The sequence below is a fragment of the Actinophytocola xanthii genome, assembly GCF_001921205.1.
GTDB lineage: Bacteria > Actinomycetota > Actinomycetes > Mycobacteriales > Pseudonocardiaceae > Actinophytocola > Actinophytocola xanthii.
Genome location: NZ_MSIE01000071.1, coordinates 38,263 through 55,771, shown reverse-complemented (window position 1 = coordinate 55,771; position 17,509 = coordinate 38,263). Strand labels below are relative to the sequence as shown.

21 protein-coding genes are annotated in these 17,509 nt (G+C 72.8%); 8 read left to right on the top strand and 13 right to left on the bottom strand.

Annotation, left to right across the window (positions count from 1 at the left end):
- Both BU204_RS31095 and BU204_RS31090 read right to left on the bottom strand, forming a co-directional pair.
- Positions 1–222: hypothetical protein (locus BU204_RS31095; protein ID WP_198943051.1), on the bottom strand; the 222-nt coding region annotated here is incomplete at its 3' end.
- A gap of 54 nt (positions 223–276) precedes the next feature.
- Positions 277–1,158, bottom strand: coding sequence for a hypothetical protein (locus tag BU204_RS31090; protein WP_143229884.1), 882 nt, complete (start codon positions 1,156–1,158; stop codon positions 277–279).
- Positions 1,159–1,310: 152 nt separating this feature from the next.
- Between BU204_RS31090 and BU204_RS40350 the strand changes: the two genes are divergently transcribed.
- Positions 1,311–1,484 (top strand): hypothetical protein, encoded by a 174-nt coding sequence (locus BU204_RS40350; RefSeq protein ID WP_158073542.1) that lies wholly within the window; start codon positions 1,311–1,313, stop codon positions 1,482–1,484.
- Positions 1,485–1,501: 17 nt separating this feature from the next.
- On the opposite strand, the gene BU204_RS31085 is transcribed toward BU204_RS40350, so the two are convergent.
- Both BU204_RS31085 and BU204_RS31080 read right to left on the bottom strand, forming a co-directional pair.
- Positions 1,502–2,650, bottom strand: coding sequence for a sensor histidine kinase (locus BU204_RS31085; RefSeq protein WP_075129356.1), 1,149 nt, complete (start codon positions 2,648–2,650; stop codon positions 1,502–1,504).
- The gene (locus BU204_RS31080) at positions 2,647–3,306 is read right to left on the bottom strand and encodes a response regulator transcription factor (RefSeq protein WP_075129355.1); all 660 of its coding nucleotides are present in this window, start codon (positions 3,304–3,306) and stop codon (positions 2,647–2,649) included. Before BU204_RS31080 ends, BU204_RS31085 begins: the two co-directional genes overlap by 4 nt.
- 100 nt (positions 3,307–3,406) lie before the next feature.
- Here BU204_RS31080 and dacB point away from each other — a divergent pair, with 100 nt between their 5' ends.
- Positions 3,407–4,954: a D-alanyl-D-alanine carboxypeptidase/D-alanyl-D-alanine endopeptidase gene (dacB, locus tag BU204_RS31075; RefSeq protein ID WP_158073541.1), complete on the top strand. Its 1,548-nt coding sequence runs from the start codon at positions 3,407–3,409 to the stop codon at positions 4,952–4,954.
- A 10-nt stretch (positions 4,955–4,964) separates the two neighbouring features.
- On the top strand, positions 4,965–6,155 hold the full coding sequence (locus tag BU204_RS31070) for a serine hydrolase domain-containing protein (RefSeq protein WP_075129353.1): 1,191 nt from the start codon (positions 4,965–4,967) through the stop codon (positions 6,153–6,155).
- Between the two features lie 90 nt (positions 6,156–6,245).
- Here the strand turns inward: BU204_RS31070 and BU204_RS31065 are convergent, their stop codons facing one another.
- The 3 genes from BU204_RS31065 to BU204_RS31055 are packed head-to-tail and all read right to left on the bottom strand — an operon-like array spanning position 6,246 to position 8,648.
- Positions 6,246–7,058: an FAS1-like dehydratase domain-containing protein gene (locus BU204_RS31065; RefSeq protein WP_075129352.1), complete on the bottom strand. Its 813-nt coding sequence runs from the start codon at positions 7,056–7,058 to the stop codon at positions 6,246–6,248.
- A 26-nt stretch (positions 7,059–7,084) separates the two neighbouring features.
- Positions 7,085–8,242: an acyl-CoA dehydrogenase family protein gene (locus tag BU204_RS31060; RefSeq protein ID WP_075129351.1), complete on the bottom strand. Its 1,158-nt coding sequence runs from the start codon at positions 8,240–8,242 to the stop codon at positions 7,085–7,087.
- 58 nt (positions 8,243–8,300) lie between these two features.
- Entirely contained in the window at positions 8,301–8,648 is a 348-nt protein-coding gene (locus BU204_RS31055) for a DUF6223 family protein (RefSeq protein ID WP_075129350.1), read from the bottom strand.
- A gap of 167 nt (positions 8,649–8,815) precedes the next feature.
- On the opposite strand from BU204_RS31055, the gene BU204_RS31050 reads away from it, so the two are divergent.
- The 3 genes from BU204_RS31050 (at position 8,816) to BU204_RS31040 (ending at position 11,600) form a co-directional block, all read left to right on the top strand.
- A complete protein-coding gene (locus BU204_RS31050; RefSeq protein ID WP_075129349.1) occupies positions 8,816–10,030 on the top strand; it encodes a sensor histidine kinase in 1,215 nt (404 codons plus the stop codon).
- The gene (locus BU204_RS31045; protein ID WP_075129348.1) at positions 10,027–10,683 is read left to right on the top strand and encodes a response regulator transcription factor; all 657 of its coding nucleotides are present in this window, start codon (positions 10,027–10,029) and stop codon (positions 10,681–10,683) included. Before BU204_RS31050 ends, BU204_RS31045 begins: the two co-directional genes overlap by 4 nt.
- 98 nt (positions 10,684–10,781) lie before the next feature.
- On the top strand, positions 10,782–11,600 hold the full coding sequence (locus tag BU204_RS31040) for an alpha/beta hydrolase family esterase (protein ID WP_143229883.1): 819 nt from the start codon (positions 10,782–10,784) through the stop codon (positions 11,598–11,600).
- Here BU204_RS31040 and BU204_RS31035 read toward each other — a convergent pair.
- Together BU204_RS31035 and BU204_RS31030 are read right to left on the bottom strand one after the other, a co-directional pair.
- Entirely contained in the window at positions 11,590–12,186 is a 597-nt protein-coding gene (locus tag BU204_RS31035; RefSeq protein WP_075129346.1) for an ABC transporter permease, read from the bottom strand. The two genes, BU204_RS31040 and BU204_RS31035, sit on opposite strands and share 11 nt — an antisense overlap.
- Before the next feature lie 31 nt (positions 12,187–12,217).
- A complete protein-coding gene (locus tag BU204_RS31030; RefSeq protein WP_075129345.1) occupies positions 12,218–13,255 on the bottom strand; it encodes a medium chain dehydrogenase/reductase family protein in 1,038 nt (345 codons plus the stop codon).
- A gap of 110 nt (positions 13,256–13,365) precedes the next feature.
- On the opposite strand from BU204_RS31030, the gene BU204_RS31025 reads away from it, so the two are divergent.
- Positions 13,366–14,007 carry a TetR/AcrR family transcriptional regulator gene (locus BU204_RS31025; protein WP_075129344.1) on the top strand — a complete coding sequence of 214 codons (642 nt, stop codon included), beginning with the start codon at positions 13,366–13,368 and terminating at the stop codon, positions 14,005–14,007.
- Positions 14,008–14,023: 16 nt separating this feature from the next.
- Here BU204_RS31025 and BU204_RS31020 read toward each other — a convergent pair whose 3' ends face one another.
- From BU204_RS31020 to BU204_RS31010, 4 genes are read right to left on the bottom strand one after another with little or no spacing between them, the layout of a single operon-like run.
- Positions 14,024–14,758 (bottom strand): IspD/TarI family cytidylyltransferase, encoded by a 735-nt coding sequence (locus BU204_RS31020; RefSeq protein ID WP_075129343.1) that lies wholly within the window; start codon positions 14,756–14,758, stop codon positions 14,024–14,026.
- A gap of 42 nt (positions 14,759–14,800) precedes the next feature.
- Positions 14,801–15,655 (bottom strand): alpha/beta hydrolase, encoded by an 855-nt coding sequence (locus BU204_RS31015; protein WP_075129342.1) that lies wholly within the window; start codon positions 15,653–15,655, stop codon positions 14,801–14,803.
- Positions 15,652–15,795 (bottom strand): hypothetical protein, encoded by a 144-nt coding sequence (locus BU204_RS40345; RefSeq protein ID WP_158073540.1) that lies wholly within the window; start codon positions 15,793–15,795, stop codon positions 15,652–15,654. Before BU204_RS40345 ends, BU204_RS31015 begins: the two co-directional genes overlap by 4 nt.
- Before the next feature lie 13 nt (positions 15,796–15,808).
- Positions 15,809–16,726, bottom strand: a complete 918-nt coding sequence (locus BU204_RS31010) for an AraC family transcriptional regulator (RefSeq protein WP_143229882.1) — start codon at positions 16,724–16,726, stop codon at positions 15,809–15,811.
- A 70-nt stretch (positions 16,727–16,796) separates the two neighbouring features.
- Between BU204_RS31010 and BU204_RS31005 the strand changes: the two genes are divergently transcribed.
- Positions 16,797–17,504: a class I SAM-dependent methyltransferase gene (locus BU204_RS31005; RefSeq protein WP_075129341.1), complete on the top strand. Its 708-nt coding sequence runs from the start codon at positions 16,797–16,799 to the stop codon at positions 17,502–17,504.
- The last annotated feature ends 5 nt before the right edge of the window (positions 17,505–17,509 follow it).

The window sequence follows — 17,509 nt, the reverse complement described above, 5'->3', positions numbered from 1 at the left end:
GGTGGCGTTGCCGCCGTTGCCGGTGTTCCCGCCGTTGCCGGCGGTCGCCCCGGAGGCGGTGTCACCCGTGCCGAGCAGGTCCGAGGTGACCGAGCTGACGACTCCGGTCAGGCCGGACGAGGTGTCCGAGCCGGTGTCGGCACTCGCCGTCGCGTGACCCAGCAGGACGAACCCGCCGGCCATCGCGGCGGTGACGAGCACCCGCTTGACTGCCTTGTGCATGCCTTCAGTCCTTTCCACGGTTCCATTCGTGTCGCATGGGGTCGGGAAAGGTCGTCAGCTGGGATGGTCCCGGTCGTCGTAGGCCAGCCAGGACAGTGCGGCGTCGCCGAGCGGTGGTGCCCGGTCACCCGGACCCCGAACACCGTCCGACGAGCCGGATGCCGTCGCGGCGCCGTCGGCACCGTGGTGGCCACCGGGGCCACCGGCGGCGCTACCACCCGTCACCGCGTTCGAGCCGAGCGGAGCGCCCGGACGTTCACCCGGGCCACCGGGCACCGCGGGCGCGGCGGAGGTCTCGGCCGAGGTCCCGGCCGAGGTCGTCGCCGACCAGCTCTCCACCACCGGTACCCGGTTCTCGGCCGCCCAGTCGTCCACCGGTTCCCCGGTGACGGCCGTGCGGCTGGGCACCGGCGCTGTCGGCTCCACCGTCGGAACCACTGGCGTGACTGGCTCCACCATCGGAACGACCGGCGCAACCGGCTCCACTACCGGAACCGCCACCTCCGATGACGGAGTGACAGCCTCCTCCACCGGCGCCACCGCGGGAGCGATGGCATTGGTGAGCGGTGCGACGGTGTTGACCACTGGCGCCACCGCCGGGGCGATGGCGTTGGTGAGTGGCGCGACGGTGTTGACTACCGGCTCGACCAGCCGGTCGACGACCGGCGTGACCGTCTCGGCCAGCGAACGTGCCACTGGCTCCGCGGCTCCGGTGACCTTCTCGACCACCGGCTCCGCCTGGGCCACGGCACCGCGCACCGGCGACAGCAGACCTGTCACCAGGCCGTCGTCCCCGTCCGTTGTGCCCTCGTCCGCGCTCGCCTGTCCTGCTGAGATCAGTGCCAGCAATCCGAGTCCGAACAGGAACCCGACGACCGTGAGCACCTGACGAACGCTCACGACCGGTACGGCCGGCACCACTGTGTGATCCCTCATCCCATCACCTCCCCTCGATCGGGGGTCATCACATCGGGGGATTCGCGCCTGGAGACGGCGATGGCTTGGTACACGATGAGTATTTCTTTTCGTGCTGCCCGGGGTTTGACCAACCCGATAAGGGGAACGCGCGAGAAAACTCACTCAGTGTGGTGATCCCGCAGCCCGCGCAGCTGCTCCCGCCGGTCCTGCTCGACACCGGTCGCTGGTTCACGTACTCGGTACCGCAGAAGGTCCACATCGGAGTCACGGCGGGCGCCAGCAGCTGGGCGAGCACCCACATCCGCGCGGTGACCACAGGCGGCCTGAAGATCGAACACCGCTGACGCCGGGCCGGTATCCCTTAGCCTGCGGGCAGCTCGACCTCCACGCGGAGCCCGCCGCCGGCTTGTGGCCGGGCGTCCAGGCGCCCGCCGTGGGCGGTGACGACGGCCGCGACGATCGGCAGTCCGAGGCCGAGGCCCTCACCGGTGCGCTCACCGGCGAGCCGGGTGAAGGGGTGGAACAGCTGGTCCAGCTGCTCCGGCGGGACCACCGGGCCGGTGTTGGCGACGGCCAGCACGGCGGCGCCCGCCCGGGCACCGGTGGTCACCTCGACCGTGCCGCCGTCCACGTTGTGCAGCAGCGCGTTGTCCACGAGGTTCACCACCATCCGCTCGATGAGGCGGGTGTCGCCGAGTGCGGTGGCGGCGTCGAGCCGGACGAGCACCCGGCGGCCGGGCACCTGGCGTGCCCGGACCGCGCCCGCCGCGATCGCCGGGAGGTCGACGGGCTCGCGCCGGTCCAGGCCGCGTTCGCTGCGGGCGAGGGTGAGCAGGGCCTCGATCAGCCGCTCCTGCTGCTCCCCGGCCGCGAGCACCCGCCGGCAGACCGCCTGGAGCGCCGCCACGCTCGGGGTCGGGTCGGCCAGTGCCACCTCGAGGACGGTCCGCTGCCGGGCGAGCGGGGTGCGCAGCTCGTGCGAGGCGTTCGCGACGAACTGGCGCTGCGCGGTGAACGCGCTCTCCAACCGGGCGAGCAGCCCGTCCACGGTGTCGCCCAGCTCGGTCAGCTCGTCCCGCCTGCCGGTCATCGCGAGCCGTTGGTGCAGGTCGTTCGCCGAGATGCGGCGGGTCGTCGCGGTGATCGTCCGCAGCGGCCGCAGGACGCGTCCGGCCACGAGCCAGCCCAACCCGACCGACCCGACGGTCATGATCGCGAGCGCGATGCCGCCCTGCAGGAGGAACCGGCGCATGGTCTCGGCGCGTTGGGCGTCCAGGAGGGCCCTCGCGTCCGCGGCGCATGCGGCGAACTCGCCACCCAGCGCGACGGTGCCGTCCTGCCGAGCGCAGATCCGGCTGACGCCGTCGACGTCGGTGCGGAGCTGGACCACGGGGAACCCGCTCGCCAGCAGCAGGTAGGTGACGAGCAGCAGGCCCACCCCGGACACCAGGAACAGTCCGCTGTAGAGCAGAGCCAGTCGCAGGCGGACGGTGCGGCGAGGGGCGCTCACGGGCCGATCCGGTAGCCGGCCTGTGGAACCGTCTCGATCAGCCGCGGTTCACCGAGCTTGCGGCGCAGCCTGCTGACGGTCACCTTCACCGCCGTGGTGAACGGGTCGGTCATCTCGTCCCACACCCGCTCCAGCAGCTCCTCGGCCGGAACGACCCGTCCCCGCGCGGCGAGCAGCAGCTCGAGTACGCCGAACTCCTTGGGGCCGAGGTCGAGCGGCCGCCCGTCGCGGGTCGCGGTCCCGCTGGCGGGGTCGAGCACCAGTCCGGCGAGTGCCAGCACGGGAGGCACGGCGGGCTGAGCCCGCCGGAACAGCGCGCGGAGCCGGGCGACCAGCTCGGCGAACGCGAACGGCTTCGGCAGGTAGTCGTCAGCGCCGAGCCCCAGGCCGTCGACCCGGTCCTCGATGGTGGCCGCGGCGGTCAGCATGAGCACCCGGCCGCGTCGCTGGTCGGCGGCCAGCCGTGCGCACACCTCGTCGCCGTGCCGCCCGGGCAGGTCCCGGTCGAGCACGATCACGTCGTAGTCGTGCACCTGGGCGTGCGCCAATCCGCTGACGCCGTCGAACACGACGTCCACGGCCATCCGCTCACGGCGCAGCCCGACCGCGATGGCCTCGGCCAGCTCGACGTCGTCCTCGACCACCAACACCCGCACCCCCGCGAGTGTGCCCCGCCGGCGGTTGCGTCGCGGTTACGTCGGTGGCTGGCGCCGCTGTCACCACGCCGCAACCGGACGGTCGGTACTCCTGATGGCCATGACACGCCACTCACGCAGAACCGTGCTCGGCCTCATCGGCGCCGCTCCGGCCGTCGCGGCAGGCCTGCTGCCGGCCGGCGCGACCGCGCGGGCGTCCACCCGTGACGACGTCCTCGCGGCCAGGATCGCCGAGATCACCACTCGACCGGAGTTCGCCGAGTCCTCCTGGGGCATGCGGTTCCAGGTGCTCGGCGGCGCCGAGCCGGTCCATGCGGTCAACCCGGAGCAGCGGTTCGTCGCCGCCTCGACGGTGAAGGTGTTCATCGGCGGCTCGGCCTTCGCCGCGCTGGGCGCCGGGCACCGCTTCCGCACGACGGTCCACCGCACGGGCCCGGTCATCCGCGGTGTCCTGCGCGGACACCTTGTCCTGGTGGCCGGCGGTGACCTGCTGCTGGGACCGCGCACCAGGCCGGACGGCTCGCTCGCACTGCCGTACCCGGACCACTCCTACGGCAACGCGACCGAACCGGTGCCCGGAGACCCGCTGCGGCAGCTCCGGCACCTGGCCCGGCAGACCGCCCGCCGCGGGATCCGGCGGGTCGAGGGCAGGGTGGTCGTCGACGCCTCCCTGTTCCGCCAGGGCACCGAGGAGATCGCGAACGGGTTCACCCCGATCCCGGTGTCCCCGATCATGCTCAACGACAACATCGTCGACGTGGTCGTGACACCGGGAGCCCGCCCCGGCGACCCCGCGGTCTCGCGGGTGTCGCCGGAGACGGCCTACGTGCGCGTCGTCAACGAGGTCGTGACGGTCACGACGCCCACCCGGTCTCCGGCGTTCGGCCCGCCGACACCCGGCCCGGACGGCACGCACACGGTGCGGCTCAGCGGTGAGGTGGCGGTCGGCGCCACCCCGGTCCTCCTTCCGTACTACGTCCCGGACCCGGTCCGCTTCGCCGAGGTCGCCTTCGCCAAGACCCTGCACGAGGAGGGGATCGAGGTCGCCAACAGATCGTCCACATCGGACGTCGCGCATCGGGTTCGCGTCGCCGAGCACGTCTCGCCGCCGCTCGCCGACCAGGTGAAGGTGATGCTCAAGCTCAGCTCGAACGTGCACACGGTCTACTTCCCCTACCTGGTCGGGGCGATCGCCGGCGCGGACCCGGTCACCGCCGAGGCGACGGGGGAGCGGTACCAGCGTGCGTTGATCGAGCAAGCCGGCCTCGACCCGGACGATCCGGCCAACGGCGGGCACACGCCGGACTTCTTCGTCGGCTTCCTGAGCCACCTGGCACGGCAGCCGTACTTTACCGCCTACCGGGAGGCGCTGCCGATCCTGGGCCGGGACGGGACGCTGGCCGACGTCGTGCCCGACTCACCCGCGGCCGGCCGGGTGTTCGCCAAGACCGGTACAGGCGTCTCGCGGACGCGTGTGCACAAGGCCATGACCGGTTACCTCGTGCTGCCGGACGGGACCCTGGTCGTCTTCGCCGAGTTCATGAACCAGCCAGTGACCTCGCACACCGAGGCCATGCTGGTACAGCAACGCGCCGGCACCGCTCAGGGCGAGATCGTCACCGCCGTCTACGAGACCCTGGCCGGCTGAGGAGAGACCCGTGCAGACAGTCCACAGAAGACGATCGATACTGGCTCTCCTGGGTGCGACCGGGCTGGCGACGACGACCGGCGGCATCGCCCGCGCCGGGGGACGCGACCGCCTCCCGCGGGACCTCCTGCCCGGCGGCCGCCTCGACCTCTTCGTCGCCGAACGCGCGGCGGCCGACCAGTTCTCCGGCACCGTCCTGGTCGCCCATCGCGGCCGCCCCGTGCTCACCCGGTCCCACGGCCTGGCCGACAAGGCCGCCGGCATCCCCAACACGGCGGACACCGGCGTCGACCTCGCGTCGATGACGAAGTCGTTCACCGGCGTGGCGCTCACCCACCTCGCCGAGCAGGGCGCGTTGGCGTTCCACGAGCCGCTGGGCGCCTTCCTCGACGGTTTCCCGAGTGACGTCGCGGCGGTCACGCTGCACCAGCTGGCGACCCACACCGCCGGAGCGGGACGGTCCGCCCTCACCACCCAGCGTCCTCCCGGCGAGGCGGAGTGGGGAAGCGAGGAGGAGGTGTGGCAGGGGATGCTGGCGTACCTGCGCACGCTCCCCCTGCGGTTCACCCCCGGCACCGCGTTCGGCTACGGCAACGACGGCTACTTCCTCCTGGGCGCGGTCGTCGCCGCGGTGTCCGGTCTGTCCTACTACGACTACGTGCGGCAGCACGTGTTCGCCCCCGCCGGCCTCACCCACACCGAGTTCCACACCCGTCCGCAGGTCCTCGCCGCCACCGGTGTGGCCCATCCCTACGCGACCCAGCCGAACGGCGAGCGGGTCGACATGGCCCCGTCGCTGCCCTACATCGGGGCCCCGTCCCACGGCGCGTTCTGCTCGGCCCGGGACCTGCTTCGCTTCGCGCACGCGCTGCACACCAACGGTTTGCTCGGCCCCGCGTACACCCGGGTCGTCACCGGCGGGAAGCACGCCCTGAGCCCGGCCGACCGACCCGCTCCGGCGGGGCAGCGCGAGTTCTACGGGTACGGCCACGTCGAGACGGTGGCCGGGGAGCACCGCATCGTCGGTCACTCCGGCGGCGGTCCCGGCCGGGCGACCAACCTGGACGTGTTCCCCGAGACCGGGTGGACGGTGGTCGTCCTCAGCAACTACGACACCACGATCCGGCCCATCGTCGATCTGGCCCGACAGCTGGTGATGTCGGCAGCGGGACGTTCCGCCACCCTGCCGGTTGGCGGTTGACCGCGGTGACCGGGCTGCCACGACGAAGCGTCGACGAGACGACCACTGGGCAGGAACACCTGGGATTCGCCCGGCGCGGGATCCGAGTCGTCAGCTCGCCACGGTGCCCGTCGCGGTCCGGCGGCCGTGGAGGTCCCGGACGGCGGTGGTCGTCGTCTCCGGGCCGGGGTCGGCCCGGGCGACCAGACCCTGGTGGTCGAACAGCGGCGCGACGAGCCGGTACTCGAAGGCCAGGTTCCCGGTGAGGCCGCGAGCACGGGCGGCCTCGGCCATCGCGAGGGCCTGCAACGGACCGTGGGTGAGCAGCCCCGGGTAGCCCTCGACGTCCCGGGCGTAGTCGCGGTCGTAGTGGATGCGGTGCCCGTTGTAGGTCAGCGCCGAGAACCGGAACAGCAGCGTCGGCGACACGTCGATCGACCACTCGTCCTCGGTCGGCGGCACCGGCTCCCCGCCGTCCGGCGCGACCGGTGCGGGGCTCGCGGCATCCCGGTAGACGATGTCCTGTTCCTCGTCGACCACGACCCGGCCCGACTGCTCGAGCTGGTGCCCGACCACGAGGAAGGTCAACGGCCCCGAACGCCCCTCGGTGTCGCGCACGGACCGGACGGTCGAGCGCCGGGTCGCCGGCTCCCCACACCGCAGCGGCCCCAGCGTGCGGACCCGGCCCCCGGCCCACATCCGCCGCCGACCCGGACCCGGCGGGGCGGCGACCGTGTTGCGGACGGGATGGCCGTCCGGTCCCAGGTCGGCCTGGGCCGGACGGTCGAGCAGGTAGAGCCAGTGCCACAGCAGCGGCAGCCCCTCACCGCGCTCGAGGTCCGGGACCGGGACATCCAGGAGCGCGCCAAGCGCGTGGGCGGGCTCGGGCAGCAGCAGCTCGGTGCGCTCGCTGACGTCGGTCACGTGTGGACATTCTTCCGGAGCGGACCTCAGGACGGGAGGCGATACCGCTTCACCAGCTGGCGGGCGATGACCGTGCGCTGGATCTCGTTGGTGCCCTCGCCCACGATCATCAGCGGTGCGTCCCGGAAGTACCGCTCCACGTCGAACTCGGTGGAGTAGCCGTACCCGCCGTGGATGCGCATCGCGTTCAGCGCGATCTGCATCGCCGTCTCCGAGGCGAACAGCTTGGCCATGCCCGCCTCCAGGTCGGCGCGGTCCCCCGAGTCGTAGCGGCGAGCGGCGTGGTGCACCAGCTGGCGGGCGGCCTCGAGCGAGGTGGCCATGTCGGCGAGGTAGTTGCCGACCGACTGGTGCTGCCAGATCGGCTTGCCGAAGCTCTCCCGTTCCTGCGCGTAGCGGAGCGCGTCCTCCAGCGCCGCGCGGCCGACGCCGAGTGCCCGGCTGGCCACCTGGATGCGGCCGATCTCCAGTCCGCGCATCATCTGCGCGAACCCCTGTCCCTCCTCTCCGCCCAGCAGCGCGGTGACCGGTACGCGCACGTCGTCGAAGGTCAGCTCGCAGCTCTCGACGCCCTTGTAGCCCAGCTTCGGCAGATCGCGCGAGACGTGGAAGCCGGGGCCCTTCTCCACCAGCAGGATGCTGATGCCCCGGTGCGCCGGCGTCGCGGCAGGGTCGGTCTTGCACAGCAGCGCGACCAGCTGCGACCGGCGGGCGTTGGTGATCCACGTCTTGGACCCGTCCACGACGTACTCGTCGCCCTCCCGGCGGGCCGTGGTGCGCAGGGCCTGCAGGTCCGACCCGCCGCTCGGCTCGGTCAACGCCATCGTCGCCCGGACCTCGCCGGTGGCCATCCGGGGGAGGTAGGTGTCCCGCTGTTCCGGCGTGCCGTAGTCCACCAGGAGCTTGGCGACAACGGTGTGCCCACCCATCGCCCCGGCGAGGCTCATCCAGCCGCGGGCCAGCTCCTCGGTCACCGCGGCGTAGCACTGCGCGGACACCCGGTTCTCGCCCCACGGCTCGGGGATCGCCAGCCCGAAGACGCCCATGCCCATCATCTGCTCGACGAGCCGCTCGGGGTAGGTGTCGGCGTGCTCCAGCTCCCGCACCACCGGCCGCACCTCGCGGTCCACGAACTCCCGCACCACGGCCACGATCGCGCCCTCGTCGTCGCTGAGCCCGTCCATCGCGACATGATACGAACAGCGGTGTCCCGATGGAGGCCGTCGACCTGGTCGTCGCCGGTCAACGCTCGCGGGTGAGGCGGGAGCGGGCCAGGCCGATCCCGCCGAGGACCAGTCCGACGAGCCCCAGCACCACGGCCATGACGGCGCCGGCCAGGCCGTTGCCGGTACCGAGGCCTCCGGCCGCGTTGACCCCGTGCAGCCCGCCGACGACCACGCCGACCAGCCCCGCGACCAGCGCGCCGACGGCGCCGTCGCGGCGGGCGGAGCGAACCGCGAGCACCCCGAGGACCACGCCGGCCAGCCCGACCACGAGGGCCACCGTGGGCACGAGCCGCCCGTGGCCGAGCTCGTAGCCGGCGGCGACGGTGATGGAGACAGGTGCGGAGAGCAGGTGCGGGAGGGACATCGTGACTCCTTCGACGGGTGACAGGTACCGGAAACCTAGGCACCGGCGCGGTCGCCCGTCCTCGCCCGACGAGCGGGACCGGATACGCGTCTCGACGTAGCCGGCCCGCCGCGGACCGCGCTCCTCGACGTAGGCGTCCGGGCGGGCGGGAACCCTATGATCGCGCCATGCAGGACCGCCTGACGGTGTTCTACCTGCCCGCACGGGCGCAGGACGTGCTGCTTGCGCTGTTCGTCACGGTGATGCAGGTCCAGGGCACCGTCGTGCGCAACGCGGGGGCGCCGGAACCGGCGGCGCGCCACCTGTCCGACCTCGGGCAGCTGGGCTATGCCCTGCTGGTCCTCAGCGGACTGGCCCTGGTCGTGCGGCGCCGCCGGCCGGTGGCGGTGTTCGCCGTGACCGCGCTCGCGAGCCTGGCCTACTACCTGCTCGGCTTTCCGGACGGACCCGGCTGGCTCGGGCTGTTCGTGGCGACCTACACGCTCACCGCCCTCGGCGACGGACGCCGTTCGCTGGTGACGGCCGGTGCCGGGATCGCGGTCCTGGCGGCGTGCTGGCTGGTCGCCGCCGCCGACGTCGAGCCGCCGGCGGCGATCGGCTGGGTGTTCTTCCGGATCGGTGCCTCCGTCATGAGCGCCGCCCTCGGCGAGAGCGTGCGGTCGAGGAGGGTCGTGGCCGCGGAGGCTCTGGCCCGGGCGGAGCTGGCGGAGCGGAGCCGCGAGGAGGAGGCCCGGGCGCGGGTCGACGAGGAACGGCTGCGGATCGCGCGCGAGGTCCACGACACCGTCGCGCACGCCATCGCGATCATCAATGTCCAGTCCGGCGTCACCGCGCACGTGCTCGACAAGCGACCCGACCGGGCGCGCGAGACCCTCGAGGCCATCGAGCGGACCAGCTCCCACGCGCTGCGGGAGATGCGGGCCATCCTCGGTGTTCTCCGCGAGGACGGCGACGACGGCGACCAGACCGCCCCGTACCCCGGCCTCGGGCAGCTCGACGAGCTCACCGCCCAGGCCCGAGAGGCCGGGCTCGAGGTCGACCTCGTGACCACCAGCCCACCGCACCCGGTTCCCGGCGCGGTGGGCAGCGCCGTGTACCGGATCCTGCAGGAATCGATCACCAACGTGATCCGCCACGTCGGACCGACCCGCGTGCGCGTCGAGCTGGACTTCGGGGCGGACACCGCGGAGGTCCGGGTCCGGGACGAGGGCCGGCGATCGGGCACCCGCGTGGAGACCGGGCCCGCTGGCCGGGGCATCCTCGGAATGCGTGAACGGTGCCAGCTCCTGGGTGGCGAGCTCGACGCCGGGCCGCTTCCGGACGGCGGCTTCGCCGTCACCGCACGGCTGCCGTTGGCTCCGATCGGGACGGTGAGCGGATGATCCGGGTGCTGCTCGCCGACGACGAACAGCTGGTGCGGTCGGGTTTCCGGCTGCTGCTCGACACCGAGGACGACCTCGTCGTGGTGGGGGAGGCGACCACCGGCGCCGAGGCCGTGGAGCTGGCCCGCACGACCCGCCCGGACGTCGTGCTGATGGACATCCGCATGCCGAGGCTGGACGGCATCGAGGCCACCAGGCGGATCGCCGCGACCAACGGGCTCGACCAGGTCCGCGTCCTCATCCTCACCACCTACGACACCGACGCCTACGTCTTCGAGGCGCTGGCGGCTGGCGCGAGCGGCTTCCTGCTCAAGGACGCCGGCCCGGCCGAGCTCCTGCACGCCATCCGCGTCGTCGCGGCCGGCGAGGCCCTGCTCGCCCCGCGCGTCACCCGCCGGCTCATCGGCCAGTTCACCGCGCGACGGGCGGCCGACAAGGCCGCCGAGCAGCGCCTCGCGGTCCTCACCCAGCGGGAGCGCGAGGTGCTGGCCCTGGTGGGGAAGGGCATGAGCAACGCCGAGATCGGCGCGGAGCTGTTCCTCAGCCCGGCCACCGCCCGCACCCATGTCAGCCGTGCCATGGTGAAGCTCGGCGCCCGCGACCGCGCACAGTTGGTCGTGATCGCTTTCCGGACCGGGCTCGTCACTCCCTAGGCCGTTCCCGCCTCCCGGCTCGCCGGGCAACGTCCGCGGCCCGAGTGACGTTCGTCGCATGTGGTCAGGCGCGTCGGTGCGGTGCCGACCGGTTTGCCATGCCACGTCGCCTCGTTGTGTCCCTGCTCTGCTTGGCCGCCCTCATCGCGGTCTCCCCGGTGGCCCAGGCCAGCACCGCGACCACCGCCCCCGGCTGCGGGCGGACGGTCACTCCGGGAAGCACGACCCAGACGATCGCGGTGGGCGCCGCCAGCCGCAGCTACCTGCTCGTGGTGCCGACCGGTGTCGTCGCCGGTACGCCGACGCCGGTGATCATGGCCCTGCACGGCGGCAGCGACACCGCGCAGAACGCCCAGCGGTACATGGGGCTGGGCGGCCAGCGCCCGGCGATCTACGTCTACGCGCAGGCGCCGTACTGGCCGGAGGCCGGCGGCGTCGGGTGGAACGTCGACCCCGCCGGCGTCGACCTGCCCTACTTCGACGCCCTCCTGGCCGATCTCCGCAACAAGCACTGTGTCGACAGCACCCGGGTGTTCGCGACCGGCAAGAGCAACGGGGCCTTCATGGTCAACGCCCTGGCCTGCCTGCGTCCGGGCATGCTGCGCGCCATCGCGCCGGTCGCCGGCGGCGGCCCCCAGGGCTCCCGCTGCACCGGGACGACGACCCGGGGCCCGGCGGCCATGATCGTGCACGGCGCCGCCGACACCGTCGTGCCGCTGCGCTCCGGCCAGTTCACCCGGGACTACTGGCTCGCCCGCAACGGCAACACGGGAGCGGCGCCGACGCCCACCGCTCCCGCACCGTGTGTCCGCTACCCGGGTGCCGTCGTGCCGGTGCTCTGGTGCCAGCACACCGGCGGGCACACCTGGCCCAGCTGGACCGGCCCCGGGGTCACCAACTTCTTCCTCAGCTTCTGAGACCGATCCGGCTCAGGCGGCGGTGCTCGAGGACCACAGCCACCGCGTAGCCGCCCCCGCCCGCGGCGGTCAACAGCCAGAACAGGCCGGGGGTGCCGAGCGACAGCGCGGCCGCGGAGACCAGGGCGAGCCACGTGCCGAGGCCGTAGTGCAGCAGGTTGCGCCGCACGGTGCCCTCGGCGAGGTAGAGCAGGCCGACGACGAGGCCGGAACCGGCCGGCCAGAGCACGGTCGACAGCTCCGGGTTGTCCATTGTGGAGCTGAGTCCGGTGATCGCGAGGAACAGCGCGGCGAACGCGCTGACCCAGGCCAGGCCGAGTAGGTTGGCGGAGAGCCGGCCCGCCTTGTCGGCACCGCGTTGGGCGCGGGCGGCTGCGAGGGTCGCGAAGACGGTGCCGGCGGCCAGACCGGCGACGAGCAGCGTCGGCGGCAGCCAGCCGGGCAGTGCGAGCAGCGAACTCTGGGACAGGGCTGTCGAGCCGTGCCCGAGCACGTAGGCGGACCCGAAGCCGAGATAGGCGGCGCGGTTGTCGACCTCACCGGCGCGGGCGGGCGAGCTGGTTGCGGGGAGCGCGATCGTGGTCATGGTGGTGTCTCCGGCGTTTGTTGCAAGTGGACTACGGAACGATGACGACCTTGCCCGCGACGGTGCGGGACTCGGCCAGTGCCAACGCCTTCGCGGCGTCGGCGAGGGGGAGCTCGGCTGCGATCTGCGGGGTGAGCACACCCTCGGACAGGAGTCGCAGCACGGTCGTGAGGTCCTCCCGCAGGCGATGCTGGAAGGCGTCCAGGCGGCGCCTGCCCGCCCAGAAGTTGTAGAAGTGCGCGCGCTTCCCGTTCGGCAGGTAGTTCCACAACGCCAGGAGGGCGAACGACCTCAGCACCGGCAGCCGCGAGTTCCCGTCCTCGTCCTTGGTCGCGGCGGTTCCGTAGGACACCAACACCCCACCCCGGTGCAGCAGGCGCCACGACTCGGCGAGCCCCGCCCCGCCGACGTGGTCGAACACCGCGTACACCCCGTCCGGCGCCAGTTCGCGGATCCGTTGGTACATGCCAGGGTCGCGGTAGTCGACGGGGACGGCACCCAGCTCCCGCACGGCGTCGTGGTGGCGCGGTGACGCCGTGCCGATGACGGTGATGCCGGCGTGCCGGGCGAGTTGGACGAGCGTGGAGCCGACTCCGCCGTTGGCGCCGAGCACGACGATCGTCGCGCCGGCGGGTACCCGGGCGGTGCGGTGCAGCATCTGCCAGGCCGTGATCCCGTTGACCCCGATGGTCTCGGCCGCGGCCGCCGACACGCCTTCCGGAACTGCCACCAGGTCCGCGGCGTCGAGCAGCAGGTGGCTGGCCCAGCCGCCGATCTTGGTGACCGCGGCGAACCGGCGCCCGACCATCGCGGTGTCCACGCCCGGGCCGACCGCCGTCACCGTGCCGACCACGTCGTAGCCGGGCACGAAGGGGAACGTCGGCTGGTCGTAGTACTTGCCGCGGCGCATCTGCTGCTCGGCGAACGACACCCCGGTGGCGTCCATCCGCAGCGTCACCTGACCGGTGGCGGGGGCCGGGAGGTCGCGCTCACGGATCTGCAGCCCGCTCGGCTCGACGATGCCCGGCAGCACGACCTCCGTCGTGCGGGTGCCAACAGTGCTGTTCATGGCCTACTCCGTGTTTCGATCGCTTCTGGCTTACAGAAGTAAACTTACGACCGTTAGCATAAGGAGCGCAAGAGCTAACGCAGATAAGTTTTCGCATGTAAGCTCACGGCATGGTGAACGAGCCCGCCGCGCCGCCCGCACGCCCCCGCAACCGCCGGGGGGAGGGCGGCAGGCTGCGTGAGGAGATCGTGGCCGCGGCCGTGGAGCTGCTCGACGAGAACGGGGACGAAGGCGCGATCACCCTGCGCTCGGTCGCCCGCCGGGTCGGCATCGCCGCCCCCTCGATCTACCGGCACTTCCCGGACCAGCCCGCCATCATGCTGGCCGTCGTCCAGCAGGCCTTCGCTCAGCTGGAGGCACAGCTACGGACGGCCCTGGACGCCGCTGACGACGACCCGCGCCGGCGGCTGTTCGCCGTCTGCCACGCCTACCTGCGGTTCGCCCAGGACCACCCGCAGCGGTATCGGACCATGTTCGGCGGCGTCTGGATGCCCGCCCTGCAGGGCACCTCGGTGACCAGGAGCGACGTGGCGAGCCTCGGCGACACCTGCATCCGGCTGCTCACCGACGCGCTGGGCGAGTGCGTCACCGCCGGGCACGCCGGCGGCACCGACCCGCACGCGGACGCCGTCGCGCTCTGGCTGGGTCTGCACGGCCTGGCCCACCAGCGAGCGGTGACCGTGGCCTACCCGTGGCCGCCGGACATCGCCGACCGCATGATCACCACCCTGGCCCACCTCCGGGACACCTGAGCCGGCCGCGGACGCCCTACCAGGGCTGCCGCACCACGGAGGTGTCGAGGAGGCGCTCAGCGACCGTCAGGTCGTGCGGATAGGTGATCTTGAAGTTGTGCTCGTCGCCGCGCACCCAGCGGACCGGCAGCGAGGAGTACCGCTCCATGCACGAGGCCGTGTCGGTGCCGAGGAACCCCTCGCGGGCGGCCTGCTCGTACGCGTCGACCAACGCGGCGGCGCGAAAGCCCTGTGGGGTCTGGGCCCGCACGGCGCCCTCCAGCGGCGCGCCGCTGACCGTCGTGCCCGCGCCCGTGACGAGGTCCTCGGCCGGGAGACCGGGGACGGCTCCGCCGTGCTCGCGGGCCGCCTCGACCACCTCCGTGACCAGAGCAGGCCTGACCAGCGGGCGGGCTGCGTCGTGCAGGAGGATCACGTCGATCGTGCCGTCGTCGACCCGGTCGGAAAGGTGGCGCAGCGCCGCCAGCTCGGAGTCCTGCCGGGTGTCGCCGCCGTGGACGAGCTCGACCTGTGTGCCGGGCAGGTCGCTGGAGAGCACCAGGTCGAGGTGCTCGGCGTCCTCGGGCCGCGCGACCAGCACCAGCACCCCGACCTCCGGCACCTGGCCGAACGTCAGCAGCGACCACGACGCCAGCCGCCGGCCGGCCAGCGGCAGGTACGCCTTGTTCATCCCGGCGCCCATCCTGGTCCCCGACCCGCCGGCGAGCACGACCCCGGCCGCGTAGGGCACATCGGGCGTTCGTCTGCGCACCCGCCGATCATAGGAGCCGCCCGGTCGCCGGTCCCGGGTCCGTCAGAGGTGCCGGTGCAGGAAGTCCGCCGTCGCGTCGACCGCCTCGCCGACGTACGGCTCGGCGTCGTAGAGGTCGATGTGGACCTTCGTGTCCAGCCAGCGGATCTCCTTCATGCCGGGAGTCCGCTCGTACAGCTCGCGAGCGAGGTTCGGCGCGCAGTAGGCGTCCTCGACCCCGTGGACGACCAGTAGCGGTGTCGCGGCGAGCAGCTCGGCCGCGCCGAGGGCGTCGAAGGTCATCAACGCGTGCAGCGAGCCGCGGGTCACCTCGTTGCGCCAGTGCGGGGAGGCCGAGCGGTCCGTGCCGTAGTAGGCGTAGGGCTCCTCGCCCGGCATCGCCGCCTCGCCGTCGGCCGACACCGCCGGCAGCAGCTCGTCGTAGCGGTCGAGCATGCCGCCGAGGGCGGCCCGGTAGCTGTCGATCCCCATCCCCTCGGCGAATTGCACCGGGCTGTTGTAGGCACCGGCGATCCCGGCGACCGCGCGCACCCGGGCGTCGGTCGCGGCGGCACGCATCGCGTAGCCGCCGCCGAGGCAGACCCCGACCAGGCCCAGCCGCGCCGGGTCGACCTCCGGGCGGCCGGCCAGCAGACCGATCGCGGCCCGCAGGTCGGCGAGTTTGCCCTGGCTGTCCTCGTGCTGGCGGCGGCCTCCGCTCTCCCCGAAGCCGCGGTGGTCGAACGCGAGCGTGACCAACCCGGCGGCGGTCAGCCGTTCGGCGTACCCGCCGACGACCTGCTCCTTGACGCCGGTGAACGGGCCGGTCAGCGCGACCGCGGGAGAGCGCTGCCCGCCTGCCGGCACTCGCAGCTCCCCGACCAGCTCGACGCCGTCGCTGTCGAAGGTGACCCTCATGCGGCCCGCTCCTCGGCGGCGAGCCGGGCGAGTGGGGTGTCGGGCATCGGCATGGTCATGATCGCGGTCAGCTCCCGCTTCCGTGCGTAGGGCGGCCGTTCGGCGCCGGCGGCGAGCCTACGCCCAGACCGCGGCACCATGATCTCCTCCGCCTCAGCGTGCCTTCGGGTCGGAGCCGGCCTGCCGCCAGCGGGCGGGGCTCATGCCGTGTGTCCTGCCGAACGCGCGGGCGAAGTAGCCGGGGTCCGGGAAGCCCACCCGCCGGCCGACTTCGCCGATGGGCAGGTCGGTCGCGGCGAGCAGCCGTCTGGCCTGGACCATCCGGCGCTCCGTGATCCACTGCTGGACCGTGCGCCCGGTCTGCCGGCGCACGGTCGAGGTCAGGTGGCCGGGTGAGATGTTGACCGCGGCGGCGACGTCGCGCAGCGACAGTGGTCGCGCGTAGCGCCGCTCGATCACCTCGAACACCTCGGCGAGCAGCGGTTCCCGGTTCTCGCGCAGGTCGTCCACCACGTCGGCGGCCAGCCGGGACACCCCGACCAGCAACAGCACGAGGTGGGCGAGCGCGGCCTCCCGGTAGCCGTCCCTGCGTTCGGTCAGCTCCTCGCGCAGGGTCTGGATCCGGGTGGCCCATCCGGCCCGGTCCGGCTCGGGCACGCGCAGCCGCAGCGCCCCGATCGCGCCGCCGCGGACGAACGGGAACAGCAGCGGGTGGGTGCGCCAGGCCAGGTGGGCCCCGGGGACGTCCGGGCCGAGCGCGTCGGCGGTGAAGAACACGCCCCAGCCCTGGTTGTCGGCCAGGTCCGAGGCCTGGAAGCGGCCCACGACGTCGCCAGGAGCGATCACGAACAGGTCGCCGGCCTCGATCGGGAACGTGCGCCGCCCGGTGTGCAGCTGCCCGCCGGAGGTCTGGAAGTACGCCAGGCCGGGGAAGTCGTGGGTGTGCTCCTCGAACGAGGCCGTCCAGCCGTGCTCCAGCCGCCAGGTCCCCACCGGCAGCTCGCCGGGCGAGGGCAGCATCGAGTAGGTGGCCGGTCGGTCCCGACCAGGCGCCGTTCGAACGGTCCGCACCGTCAGATCGTCCCATGAAACCCGACAATCGGTATGGCTCCGCCGCTCCACGCGTCGACAGGATGTCCGTATGACCGAAAGAACGTCTCAGCCGAACACCGAGCGGGAGTACATCCCCGGCCTGGGCAAGCACTTCCTGCTTCCGCTCTACGACGTCGTGCACCACGTGTTCGGGCTCGGCCCGATCCACCAGCAGATGATCACGCTGGCCGGACCGCGGGAGGGGCAGCGGGTGCTGGACGTCGGCTGCGGCACGGGGAACCTGCTGCGGGCGACCGGCAGGCGGTACCCGAACGTGGACCTCGTCGGGCTGGACCCGGACCCGAAGGCGCTGGCGCGCGCCGCTCGCAAGGCGCGGCGGGCCGGTCTGCGGGTCCGGTTCGACCGCGGGTTCGCCCAGGAGCTGCCCTACCCGGACGGCTCGTTCGACCGGGTCCTCTCCAGCCTGATGCTGCACCACCTGGACGGCCCGGCCAAGGACTCGCTGCTCGCCGAGGTTCGCCGGGTGCTGCGAGCGGACGGGATGCTGGTTCTCGCCGACGCGGTGGTCGAGGAGCACTCCCGGGGACACGGCCACGGGATGCGCGGTCGGATGCGTGAACAGCTGCGCGACAACGTGGGTGACGCGGTGGCGGAGCGCATTGTCGCCGCTGGCTTCACCGTGGAACCCACCCGGACACTGGCCCTGCGCGTGGGCGGGAACGTCGGCATCGTCCTCGCCCGGCCACAACCGGAGAACCTCGGCGGTGGGCCAGGGCCCAGCCGCGTCACCCCGTAGAGGTG

What these genes read in the sequence shown, in the direction of transcription:
- BU204_RS31090 (WP_143229884.1), bottom strand. Translation starts at nt 1,158, where the DNA reads ATGAGGGATCACACAGTGGTGCCGGCCGTACCGGTCGTGAGCGTTCGT.
- dacB (WP_158073541.1), top strand. Translation starts at nt 3,407, where the DNA reads ATGACACGCCACTCACGCAGAACCGTGCTCGGCCTCATCGGCGCCGCT.
- BU204_RS31060 (WP_075129351.1), bottom strand. Translation starts at nt 8,242, where the DNA reads ATGGACGGGCTCAGCGACGACGAGGGCGCGATCGTGGCCGTGGTGCGG.
- BU204_RS31055 (WP_075129350.1), bottom strand. Translation starts at nt 8,648, where the DNA reads ATGTCCCTCCCGCACCTGCTCTCCGCACCTGTCTCCATCACCGTCGCC.
- BU204_RS31050 (WP_075129349.1), top strand. Translation starts at nt 8,816, where the DNA reads ATGCAGGACCGCCTGACGGTGTTCTACCTGCCCGCACGGGCGCAGGAC.
- BU204_RS31045 (WP_075129348.1), top strand. Translation starts at nt 10,027, where the DNA reads ATGATCCGGGTGCTGCTCGCCGACGACGAACAGCTGGTGCGGTCGGGT.
- BU204_RS31040 (WP_143229883.1), top strand. Translation starts at nt 10,782, where the DNA reads ATGCCACGTCGCCTCGTTGTGTCCCTGCTCTGCTTGGCCGCCCTCATC.
- BU204_RS31035 (WP_075129346.1), bottom strand. Translation starts at nt 12,186, where the DNA reads ATGACCACGATCGCGCTCCCCGCAACCAGCTCGCCCGCCCGCGCCGGT.
- BU204_RS31030 (WP_075129345.1), bottom strand. Translation starts at nt 13,255, where the DNA reads ATGAACAGCACTGTTGGCACCCGCACGACGGAGGTCGTGCTGCCGGGC.
- BU204_RS31025 (WP_075129344.1), top strand. Translation starts at nt 13,366, where the DNA reads ATGGTGAACGAGCCCGCCGCGCCGCCCGCACGCCCCCGCAACCGCCGG.
- BU204_RS31015 (WP_075129342.1), bottom strand. Translation starts at nt 15,655, where the DNA reads ATGAGGGTCACCTTCGACAGCGACGGCGTCGAGCTGGTCGGGGAGCTG.
- BU204_RS40345 (WP_158073540.1), bottom strand. Translation starts at nt 15,795, where the DNA reads ATGGTGCCGCGGTCTGGGCGTAGGCTCGCCGCCGGCGCCGAACGGCCG.
- BU204_RS31005 (WP_075129341.1), top strand. Translation starts at nt 16,797, where the DNA reads ATGACCGAAAGAACGTCTCAGCCGAACACCGAGCGGGAGTACATCCCC.